Source organism: Methanimicrococcus hacksteinii (assembly GCF_032714515.1).
GTDB classification, from domain to species: domain Archaea; phylum Halobacteriota; class Methanosarcinia; order Methanosarcinales; family Methanosarcinaceae; genus Methanimicrococcus; species Methanimicrococcus hacksteinii.
Map to the genome: position 1 here is coordinate 1 of NZ_JAWDKC010000005.1, position 9697 is coordinate 9697.

Consider the following 9697-nt stretch of genomic DNA (forward strand, 5'->3'; position numbering starts at 1 on the left):
AGGTTTAATTTTGCAGGTTTAATTTTGCAGGTTTAATTTTGCAGGTTTAATTTTGCAGGTTTAATTTTGCAGGTTTAATTTTGCAGGTTTAATTTTGCAGGTTTAATTTTGCAGGTTTAATTTTGCAAGTTTATTTTTGTTTTGTTAATTTTGTTGAATTTGAGAATTTGTATTCATTTTGTCTATGTATAATATATAAGACAGGTTTGGTTTTCAACTCATTTTAATATTTGGTTAGGTTCAATTTGATTTATAGTTATTCACCGATTCTTTTTTGCTTTTTTTCATCCGGTTTTTGATTTTAGTTTATCAATCGTATAATTTAGTATAATTAAAAACACATTAATACAATTAACTACTTTAGAATTTTATTATATTATTAGTTCAATCGTATATTTTGTTTTCCGTTTCAATAATTGTTGTCGGCCAATGTCGGAAATAATTTTTCCAAACGGGAAATACGGACCAAAATTTAAAAATATTCAACTTTATGGGGAGTTAAAATTTATATGAAATTTAAAAGAAATTTTACGCTGCTGTTTGCAGTGAGTGTTGTTTTGCTCATGCTGAGCGGGATTGCGGCAGCAAATCCGACTGTCATTGATATTCAAACTAACGGAGGCGCTTGTACAATCAACGGCGACGGGGAATATTTGATTCAAGGATCCGGCAGTCTGACACACAATGTTATTTATGTTACGGGCGGAAACCCGACAATCACTCTTAAAAACGTTAATATTCAAAATCCCGAACTTTCGGCAATTTCTCTTTTCGGCAATGCAAATGTCACTCTTATTTTGGAAGGCGAAAATACTCTTAAAGGCGGAACCGATGCGGCAAATTCTCTTTCTGACCAGCGTGACAGAAACGGTAAGGCAGGTATTGAAGTTCCGGACGGCTGTAACCTGACTGTTAAAGGAGGCGGAAAGTTAACTGTCACAGGCGGTGACGGCATGGCGAACTCCGGCGACTCTAATACAAAAGGCGGCGGCGGTGCCGGTATCGGCGGCAACGGCGGTAAAGCCGGTGACATCACAAAATCTGTTGATGACAGAAACGGTGGCAATGGCGGTAACTCCGGGAAAATCACTATTTTGTCAGGTACAATTATTGCAACAGGCGGTAAAGGAAGCAACGGTCTTTATCAAACCAATCCGATTGGTGGCGGTGCAGGTATCGGCGGCGGCGGTGCCGGTGACGGTGGTGACGGCAAATTCGGCGGCAATTTATATTGGCGTGGCGGTAACGGCGGTAACGGCGGTCACAGTGATACAATTACTATTAAAGGCGGTATCATTACTGCAACCGGAAATAACGGAGCTGCCGGCATTGGCGGTGGCGCAGGTGCAGATGGCGGTGCTGCATATGATACCGGTAAATCTAACGGTAACGGCGGTAACGGCGGCAATGCTTCCGAAGTTGTTATTGAAGACGGTATTGTTGAAGCATCCGGCGGTTCTTATGGTGTCGGTATCGGCGGCGGTAAAGCCGGAAGCGGACGTGATACAAATACTGCAGTAGATGGCGGTAACGGTGGTGTCGGCGGGTCAAATCTCAACACTTTGATTACAGGCGGTAACATTACGGCAATCGGAATTATCGGCATTGGAGGTGGTTCCGGCGGTATCGGCGGATTTAATGACTACACGCTAGCTGGAAGTAATAAAGATTATCGGGGGGGATTTGGCGGTTCAGGCGGTAATAATAATCTTTCAATTCATAATGGTTCTGTTATTGTTTTGAGCTCATCTGCCGGTTTCGGTGGTGGTTCCGGCGGTGACGGCGGCAATGGCGGATCTTCTTGGGGCGGCGCCCGCGGTGGTCATGCAGGTAACGGCGGCAATGGTGGTAATAATCACGTTGAACTTATTGATGGAAATATTGAACTTAATTCAGTTGTTGGTATTGCTGGCGGCAATGGTGCTAATGGTGGAATTGGCGGTACGGCTTCTGGTGGTATTTTTGCTGCCAAAGGCGGTGACGGAGGCTTTGGAGGCTCCGGGGGTTTTAATCAATTAAATATTGCCAACGTAACACTTTTGATCAATTCCTCAAATGCCGATATCAAAGGGGGAGATGGCGGTAACGGTGGCAATGCCGGTAATGGTAAAGGATCTAATCCAAATCCAAGCGCAGGCGGCAGTGGCGGCAACGGCGGTTCAAACACTGTTACAATTTCCGGCCAAACAGCTGATGTTATTACTCAAGGAAAAGGCGTTGTCAACAGTACAGGCGGCGGTTACGGATTGGGTTATAAATCCACGGCAAATTCCGCTTCAAACGGAAAGGCAGGATCTGCGGGTTCCGGAACTGTTAAAATCACAAGCGGCAGTCTCTTGATGAATAGAACAGGAGATGCTTCTTTCACAAACGGTGTCAGCAAAGTTTATCCGATCACTTTTGATACGGTTGAAATCATAAATGATGATGTGTTCCACATTTCTGATACTGTTGTGACGGTTTCGGACAGCAGCTATAAAGCTCAGACTCGGGACAGAACGGATTATGATTTGAATACTGTTTTCAGCGGAAAAGATGCAAACGGCTGGGTCACGATTTGGCTGCCTCAGGGCTCTTCAAGCCTTACATTTAACGCTCCGGAATCTTACGGCTATGATTCTGTTTTGGTGTCCCGTTCCGTTTCCGACAATTATGAAAACGGATATGTTCAAGCAAATCAGCAAATCGTCATGGCAAATCTGATTGAGATCACTTTTGACCCGAACGGAGGAACTTTCTCCGATGAAACAATCGGTTTCGTCGACGGCGTTTGTGTTGTCAGAGGACCGGTTACATCGGGCGATCTTGTTCCTGTTCCGGATTTGGATCCCGAATGGAGCGGCCTTACATTTGCAGGCTGGTTTAAAGAAACGGATGCCGATCATATTGTTTCAAATGAATGGGATGATAAGAGCACATTTGAAGATATGGCATCCGGAAATGTCCGAAAACTTTATGCCGGCTACGGCTGTGCCGTCGAGACCGTACTTGAAAATGCGGCAAGTGATAACGAAGCCGAATTTGTCATGTACGGTTCTTCATACAAAGCAAATATTACTGCTGATGAAGGGCACACTTTGGGTACGGTTACTGTTACCATGGGCGGCGAAGCTCTCGCAGGGGCAGTTTCCGACAATGCGATTTTGATTTCTTCAGTGACAGGCGATATTAAGATTACAGGTGCAGCTTCGGCGGTCAGCTATACTTTAACTGTCAATGTCGATTCTGATTCTTATGACTTTGATGTTCTTTACGGCACTTTGATTGACCAAAATCTCGTTGAAGCATTTTTGGCTGAAGAAGACTGTACTTTCACAGGACATTCAATTGATTGGGAAAATGCCGAAGGTTTAGGCGAATCCATGTCTGCTGCCGGTCATACGGTTACATTGGAACTTGTTCCTTTGAATTTCGAATTGACCGTTTCTGTTGACGGCGCTGATGTTTTCACGGACAGTCAGGTTCCTTACGACACTGTTGTTGATTTGGTTTATGTTCAGGATGCATTATCCGATTACACGCCTGAAACCGGCCACGAAATCAACTGGGACAGCATTTCCGGTCTCGGCACGATGAAGGAATCCGGTCTTTCCGTTACATTGGAACTTGTTCCTTTGAATTTCGAATTGACCGTTTCTGTTGACGGCGTTGATGTTTTCACGGACAGCCAGGTTCCTTACGGCACTGTTGTTGATTCGGATTATGTTCAAGATGCATTATCTTCGATCGATTATACGCCTGAATCCGGCTACGGAATTGACTGGGAAAATATTTCCGGTACCGGCACCATGGATGAAAACGGCATTTTCGTGACGCTGGACCTTTTTGTTTCCAATTCTGTCGTTTTCGATGCGAACGGGGGATCTTTCCCTGACAGCGATACGAAATCTGTTCCCGCCGGTTTGGGAGATTTTTTGAGCAAACCCGATTTCGATGATTTGATTGTTCCCGAAGGCAAACGATTGGCAGGCTGGAGTGAAGATGAATTTTCAATTCTTGCAAATTTTGACTTTGCAGAAACACCTGTGACGGAAGATTTAGTTCTTTACGCTGTTTGGGAAGATGTTCCTGTTGTCGTTGAAATCGTATTTAACGCAAACGGCGGAAATTTTTCCGGTGACGTCACTGAAGGCGAAATTCTGAATGACGATGCAGTGTATACGTTTAAGATTTTATACGGTTCCGCAATTCCTGATCCGGAAGGGTTGGTCACATTAACGCCGGTTGGCGGCGCCGAGCTTATCGGCTGGGTGACTGACAAAGGGATTAAATGGGAATTCGGCGCCGACGGATACACAATTGAAGACGGCATCTACAAGCTGGAATTGACGGCGGCTTGGTCGACGGCATCCAACTTTGTCAAATTCGATATTAATGCGGAAGACGGGTATTTCATCGCCGAACAAATCAATGAAAAATTGAATGTTTTTGAAGTTGAAGTTCCGGCAGGAAATGCTGTCAATGAGCCGCAGGAATATCCGCCCGAAAATGAACTTGACCCGGTCGGCTATGTTTCTCCGAGAAATTATGAGTTAAGCGGATGGTTCCTCCAAGGGCAGGAAGAAGCCTGGAACTTCGGTGAAATCGTCGCCGAGGATATGACTTTATGCGCTGCCTGGAAATCCAAAAATACCAATCCCGACGGACCCGGAACAGGCAAAGCAATCATTTCGGATGATACGCCCGATGACACGTGACTACAGAAACAATCATTTATCTCGGCTGGTTCGGCGATATCATTTTGAACCCGAACGGCGGTGCTTTCGCTGACGAAACGGTTGATGCCATTATTTCTATTGAAGTTCAGCCCGGTCAAACTTTTGGTGATATCAATTCTTCTCTCGATTCTTATGTTACCGGTGCTGGTCAAGGATCTTGGGAAGCACGCGGTTGGTATAATGAAACCAGTTTCACAACACCAGGTGTTGTCAGTACTCTTTGGACTGATAATGATCCTCTTTCTGTTGGTTCAATTCTTTATCTCGGCTGGTTCGGCGATATCATTTTGAACCCGAACGGCGGTAAATACAGCGACACAAGTACCTCAATTCCGGTGGTAATTCAGCCGGCAATGACTAATGCTGATGTTCATGCTCTTTTCGAAGATGCAACCGACAGCGCTGGTCTTGATTATTCCGATTGGGTCCATGAAAATGAATGGGGAGAAAGTGAGGGTGTTGTTTCAACAGTTTGGGAATTAGACTCAAGTTCTATCCCGAGTAATCTTTATGCTAAATGGACAGGCGAATTGAAATTTAATGCAAACGGCGGTGAACTCGATTCCGACAGTCCGATTACAGTTCAGCCTGCTGCAAAATTCTCTTCATATTCTTCATCTTTCCCGATAGCTGAGTATCCCGGTTGGGATTTCAACGGCTGGTATGACATGGGCACAGGATTTGCAACTCCCGGTTCCGTTCGTGACAGAACGGCAATCGCCTCTGAAATAATCTCACATCATTCCGACGGCAAAATTACTTTATATACCGGCTGGAAAGGCAAGTTGACATTTGGTGCAAACGGCGGAAATCAGGTAGGACCTTCAATTTTCACCGGTATTGAGCCGACAGACACTCTGAATGGTCTTTCCAGATTCAGTTATAATGATCCCACTTTCGATAGTTGGGAATTCAGAGGCTGGTATTCCGAAAATGATTCGGGAGTTGTTGATGACCTTATCATTTCCAATACCGCTTACAGTGAATCTTTCGGTGAGTTATTTGACGGATTGGATTCTACCGATTTGGAATTGCATGCCGGCTGGTTCGGTGACATTATTTTGAACGGTAACGGCGGCAACTTCGGCTTTGATGATGACCTTCCAATCGAAGAGCGTATCATTGAAAATGTTCAGCCTGCTGAAATATTCTCTAAATACTTCATTGCAGACAATGAACCTGTATATGGTAATTGGGGCTTTAGCGACTGGTACGATTTAGGTTCTTCCGCCACCTCTCCGTCTCTCGTGACCGGTGATGCCCTTCTGGGAACTGCTGCTATCAGTACCCTCACTGACAGTGTCACTGACGATTCAGAGCTTATTTTGTTCGCCGGTTGGTTCGGTGACATTATTTTGAACGGTAACGGGGGCAACTTCGGCTTTGATGATGACCTTCCAATTGAAGAGCGTATCATTGAAAATGTTCAGCCTGCCGACTTGCTTTCCGCATATCTTAGTGAAAATAATGAGCCCGACAACGAACCTTGGGGATTTAGCGGCTGGTATGACGAAGGTTCGGATTTTGAAACTCCCGGAATTGTAAACAACAAAGTTGAATTTGATGAAGAAACGTATGTCAGTTCGCTGACGGAAAGTCTTAATGCAGGCGATGCTGAAGACAACCCGTATATCGTTTTGTTTGCCGGCTGGTTCGGAGAAATCACTTTGAACGCCAACGGCGGTACTTTCCCCGGTGTTGATGTTAATGAAAACTCCGAAGATGACACGACTCTGACTCTTATGATTCAGGAAGAAATGACTTTGGATGATATTTTGGGTTTGCTTGAATACGTTAAACCCGAATTCGGAGACTGGTCACTCGAAGGCTGGGTTTTCGAGTCAACTCTTGCCGAGTCACAAATTGAAGGAATCGGTTTTGTTGAAGATTGGGGTAATCTGATTGACGGTGACTCTTTCGCTCCGGCCAATGAAATCTTTGCAGCATGGATCGGATCTGCCGCGTTTGATGCGTCTCCGGGTTATTTCCGTGCGGATGAAGAACTTGAAATCCTTTCCGGCGACCAAGTTTATGAAATGGGAGACATTCAGCCCGGCCAAGATGTCAGTGATCGTGTTCCCTTTGCATTCTACGGCGGTCATTGGCTTGCAGGATGGCTTTTCGATGATGATGAATCAACACGCTGGCCACTTTTCTTTGGTGAAAACGGACAAATCGTCTATGCCGACTGGATCCGAAATTCAAGCGGCGGAAGCAATCCGACAGGCCACGGAACAATTATTGACCCAATAACCGGATCCGCCGCCGAAGGCGGCGAATACATCGGTGTCGATGATACCGACGATGGCAGCGGTGACAACACCCAAGATCCGGAAACCGGCTATGCCGGAGATACCGGAAGTTCGGGCATCTCTATCTATCTGCTCATCTTCGCTCTTGTGGTTATCCTCCTCCTCATTGCCGGTGGTGTTTACTACTACAAAGTCATGAAGAAGAAATAAGCAAATGAATGAATGGAAACTTTTGTTTTCATTCATCTTTTTCATTTTTTGTTTCACTCTTTTCGTTTTTTTCGTTTCTTTCATTTTTATTTATTATTTTTTATTTATTCCATTTCTTTATTGTTTTGTTAATTGCTGCAATTATTTTAATTGCAAAACGTATCATTTTTTAAATGAATCTGCATTTGATTTTTGCTGATAAACTCTTTTTATTCGAATGATATATTTTGATACATTTTTTAAAATTAATACAAATGTTTATAAATAATTGAATGTTTGTTTTAATATTGTCATATTAAATAATTAATATTATAGTATCAAAAACAGTTCGGGTCGCTCCCGATTGACACTGGTCCGATAATCGCAGGGAAGCGATTTATTTTTCAAAAACAAGGATGGAAATCAGGGTCATTTAATACTCTTGAGGGGAAAATCATGAAGTTTAAAAAACATTTTATCGCACTGCTTATCGCGGTGAGTATCGTTTTAGTAATGTTCAGCGGGGTTGCTGCTGGTGTTTCCGATCCTGATCGATATATTTTTGATGTCAGTGAAGCAAATGGACCTCTTACAATTACTAATGGCGGGGATTCAAACACAATTCGGATCATTGCATCTAATTCTACTTTTAACAAAAGTGTTTCAATCTCGCAAACAATTACAATTATTTCTTCCGGGCAAAGCGCTAATCGGGTTGAAATCAAAGATATTTCCGGCATTAAAATAAATATTGAAAATCTCCACATTGATGATTCTCATGCTTCTAATGTCAGTGCTTTCTCTTTAAGTAATTCAATTGTTAATTTGACTTTATCAGGCACAAATAAATTGGTAAGTGGGGCAAGTCGAGCAGGCCTCGAAGTATCTTCGAATTCTCAAATTACAATTAATGGTCCGGGTTCTCTTGAAGCAATTGGCGGAAATGGGATTAATGGCGGTGGATCTGGTGCAGGCATCGGCGGTGGTGGCGGTTCTAAAGGTATAGAATACAATGAAAATAATACTCCGAACGGTCCGGGAAATCCTGGTGGGAATAGCGGTATTATTAATATTCAAAATGGTGCCAAAATTTATGCCAAAGGAGGTGCTGGCGGAACAAACGCCGGAGGTGCAGCCGGTATTGGCGGCGGTGGCGGCGGATCTGGAGCTGATGGATATACAAGAAACTCCGGGACTGTTGGAGCTCATGGGGGGCAGGCAGGTGCAGGCGGCAATGGCGGCTCTTTCGATATTACTATTGAAAATAGTTTCATCCAAGTTGAAAGTTCGTCTGTTGGACTTGGCGGAGGTAATGCAGGAAATGGTGGAGCAGGCGGTAATTCATATCGCCCACTTGGTGTTGTTTCCAGAGATGGTGGCAATGGCGGTACCGGCGGAATTGGTGGGTCCGGTCTAATTTCAATGTCAAATAGTACAATTGATGTAATCGGTGGAACTCTTGATATCGGTGGCGGCAACGGTGGTGCCGGCGGAGTCCGTGGTTCAAAAAATGGAGGAACTGATGGAACAAACGGAACTGGAGGAATTGGCGGTTCTGCAACAATCACTATTGACGGCAATAAAACAGATATTATTTCCGGTTCAAAAGGATTAGGCGGCGGCTTTGGAGGGAAAAATGGCGGTGTATCTACGAACGCTAATAATGGTACTGGGTCTGTTACAATAACAGGCGGCAGTCTTTTATTACTTAATGAAAAAGGAAATGCTGTTTATACAAATGGAAATGTTCCTGTCTATCCCATCACTTTCAAAGCGGTTGACGCTTTGGACACAACTCTAAAACTATCCGGTGTCAGAATTGAATCCGGATCTTACGTTGCTCAGACAAGAGTCAGTGAAAGATTTACAACTCCTGAGAATGCAACATCCGGTTGGGCAACGATTTGGCTCCCCGGTGCCGAAAACTCTGTTGATTTTTCATTGACCGGTTATGTCACTGAAAAAGATGCCTTCACAGTCTCTTCGACATCACAGGAAATTGTTGTCGGCTTAGGAAAGCCCGTTGATGTGACATTTGAAGCTTCTCCCGGTTCTCTCATCCTCAGCAGCAGCCCTGACAGTCCGTTGGAAAATTATACGATTCCTTCCACATTGTTTACCGACGAAATTCCATACGGTAAATCATTCAATACTCCTTTCGGAAGTGTTTTGACCTTTAACACGGCAGGTTACTCTCTTGAAGGCTGGTACACCAAAGACGGAACTAATGACGATTGGGGTGATAAATGGGTCTTTAACGGAGAGGGAACTGCTTCAATCATCTCTTCTGATTTGTTAACTTCTAGTCCGGAAAACGGATATTCAATGAAACTGTATGCAAAAACAACGCCTTATGAAGTTACCATCAACTACTATCTTGACGGCGAATCCTATGACTCTGATACCGATGATTACGGTTCAGATTACACTGCTATTGCTCTCCCTGTTGAATCCGGCTACAGTTTTTCAGCTTGGTCTTTGACGGGCGGCGATGAGTGGGCAGCGGATACTGCTCTTACTTTCGATTCCGGTGTTTCT

2 protein-coding genes and 1 pseudogene are annotated in these 9697 nt (G+C 44.1%); all 3 read left to right on the forward strand.

The window, feature by feature from the left end; genetic code table 11:
- The first annotated feature begins 509 nt into the window (after positions 1–509).
- On the forward strand, positions 510–4697 hold the full coding sequence (locus tag MmiAt1_RS00885) for an InlB B-repeat-containing protein (protein ID WP_318785026.1): 4188 nt from the start codon (positions 510–512) through the stop codon (positions 4695–4697).
- Entirely contained in the window at positions 4694–7180 is a 2487-nt protein-coding gene (locus tag MmiAt1_RS00890; RefSeq protein ID WP_318785027.1) for a hypothetical protein, read from the forward strand. Before MmiAt1_RS00885 ends, MmiAt1_RS00890 begins: the two co-directional genes overlap by 4 nt.
- 435 nt (positions 7181–7615) lie before the next feature.
- A pseudogene (locus MmiAt1_RS00895) lies at positions 7616–9697 on the forward strand (InlB B-repeat-containing protein); the annotation flags it as partial.